At 33.7% G+C, this 1,332-nt stretch carries 1 protein-coding gene; it reads left to right on the top strand.

Translation table 11 applies throughout. The features are described from left to right. Positions 1–176: 176 nt before the first annotated feature. Positions 177–1,332 (top strand): FliG C-terminal domain-containing protein (locus tag ACYVTD_RS12960; RefSeq protein ID WP_461248159.1); only part of this gene is annotated, 1,156 nt, incomplete at its 3' end.

Here is a 1,332-nt window from a genome sequence, read left to right as displayed (position 1 = left end):
ACAAATAAAAAAGAGTTGCAGAAAGGGTGTTTTTTTATACATAAAAGGAAAAAAAAGGGGTTTTGTTGTTTATGAAAGAAAAAGTTGATTAAAAAAAATTTAATAGGCGTGATTTTGTAGAGAGGGTTTTAAGTTTTTTTGTTGAGGGAGCTGACGTTTAAGATATAGACGATATATTGTCACCCATTATAGAGAAGGAAGAAGAAAAATATACCCGCCGATTAATGGAAATCAAAAAAGAAGGCGTACTTAGTATACAACGAGGTGATAATACAAGAATGACTGTAAGTTTTTTAAATGCCCATACGGACATTAATTATATAGACGATCCAATCGTTAAACTTTTTGTTATAGAAGAACTTGACTATAAAGATGTAAAAAATATTCTTTATGGAATAATTGACGAAACAACACCCGAAGAAAAATATTCTCCAACTTCATCAGAAAAAAGCCGTTTAAATCCAATTAATGAAATCTTAAAACTTGATAATCTCGCCATTCAAAAAATCATGAGGGAACTGGAATCAGAGGAGACGGCGGCTAAGGCGTTGAAATTTGCGGATTTTGAGGTAATTAATAAAATTTCCAGGAATATATCGTTAATCGCATCAAGAATATTAATTAATAGAATAGAGAATATAAATAAAATCAGCGTACAAGATGTTATAGACGCACAAGATAAAATATTTCAAGTAATACATCATTTAACCGATACGGGCGAAATAACCCTTCCTAAAGATTTCTTTTTCCCTGATAAATTTGAACAGATTTATGAAGAAGCCTATTCCCCTCCCAAATTAGACAGCGCCTTTACCAGCATCGAAGAATTAACGGCCTATTTAATTGAACGTCGCCAAGAGGAAGAACTTTATGGTAATTTTACCCCAGACGTACTTAAAGATATACCCGTGTGCCGTTATTTTGGCTCAAAAAACAATGAAAAGCTTCTTGTGGAAATTGAAGAAAAAAACGAGGACGAAGGCAAGGGCAATTTTAGAATACCGAATACCGGTATAAAACTTATAAATTATTCGGTTTGCCCAAAGTGCGGAACTGTTTTTTCTTATAACGAACTGTTATTTAATGGATTTTTTTATTCGGCTGACGACATATTTGATAGTCGTGAAAAGCAATACAGGGAAGATACAAGGTTTTCTTGCGATAACTGTAATACAGGGTTTTTCCCCTCTCTTGTTATTGTCGATGGAATTCCCAAAAACGAAGTTCAATTTCTTGGCAAAGTGCAGACGGCTAAAGCCATCGAAAAATTTTACGGCCGCCAAGAGGAAGAACTTTATGGTAATTTTACCCCAGACGTACTTAAAGATATAC

The sequence above is a fragment of the Treponema sp. R6D11 genome (assembly GCF_054786075.1).
Note: the sequence above shows the minus strand (reverse complement) of the source record. Positions and strands in the feature narration are given on the sequence as shown.